The sequence below is a fragment of the Nonomuraea sp. NPDC050404 genome, from assembly GCF_040655495.1.
Taxonomy (GTDB): Bacteria; Actinomycetota; Actinomycetes; order Streptosporangiales; family Streptosporangiaceae; genus Nonomuraea.
Window position 1 is genome coordinate 1 of the sequence record NZ_JBFAKB010000111.1, and the last position, 1052, is coordinate 1052.

The window sequence follows — 1052 nt, forward strand, 5'->3', positions numbered from 1 at the left end:
AGGGCAAGTTGCGGCTGGACTCGCAGGAGTAGCGGCGGATCTTCACCTGGATCCAGACGGCGGTCAAGGACGGGCTGGTCACGCACCGTCACGGCCAGCTTGGCGGCGGCGGAGGCATTCAGGCACTCGGCGTTCTTGGTGCGGACGGTGTAGTCCTGGTAGGCCGGCAGAGCGATGGCGATCAGGATGCCGAGGATCGCGATGACGATCATCAGTTCGATCAGGGTAAAGCCTTGCTGCTTCTTCATGGTGTATCCCCTAGGAGTGTTGGTTGCTTCCACGTGCCAGAACGCGTCGGCTTTCGATCCATCGAAGGTGCCTGGCGGACTGTTCGTGCACGTAAGAGCTACGCATAACCCGTGCCAAGCCATGTGCCAGACGGCACAAGCTCCGAAACTGCTAGGGCAGTCACGCATCAGCGTGGGGATGGGGCGGGTGGAGTGACGCTTTGGGTCAGTAAAGCGGAGGCGCTGGTGACCAAATGCGTCAGGTTGCATGAGGCGCTTCAGAAAGTGTGATGTAGATCGAAATCGGACTTGCCGCTCTTCCGCAATGCAGGCTCCGGCCTGGATCGACTACTGCTTGGGGGGTGAACGGAGCGAGGCTTGCCGCCGGAGAGCTACCGCCGGAGCTCGCCGGGCGGCGCCTGGATTGCATATCAGTACACGCGGCCGGCGCATCGGCGCAGGGCCGGGGCGGCTGGCGAGGACGATTGCTTGCGGTTGCCGGAAGCGGTCCAGGTATGAGGCTGGGCCCGGGGCATCGACTGGCTGCGGGGCTGTGCCGCCGTATCCGTACGAGGGAAACGGCACGGGCGCCGTCTCTCAGTGCAGCGATGGGATGCCGGTGCGGGCTCCGCCGAGCGGGCCGAACCCGGGGTGCCTGCAAAGCAGGTCAGGCCAGTCGCTGCGTTTGCGCCGGAGGGGGCGGACGAGGGCGAGCCGAAGCCGCTGCGGGAGCGTTCGCCGCGGGCGTGCAGCGAGACGATCGCTGATGGGTTTGGTTGGTTCAGCCGCGTATTGGCGGGCGCGCGGCGGCCGGAAACGAAAATG

Annotated in this window: 1 protein-coding gene; it reads right to left on the reverse strand. The window is 65.3% G+C overall.

Annotated features, from left to right (window positions below; all coding sequences use genetic code 11):
- Window positions 1-248, reverse strand: a 248-nt coding sequence (locus tag AB0I81_RS64115) for a prepilin-type N-terminal cleavage/methylation domain-containing protein (protein WP_360680751.1), incomplete at its 3' end; no start/stop codon positions are given.
- Window positions 249-1052: the final 804 nt, after the last annotated feature.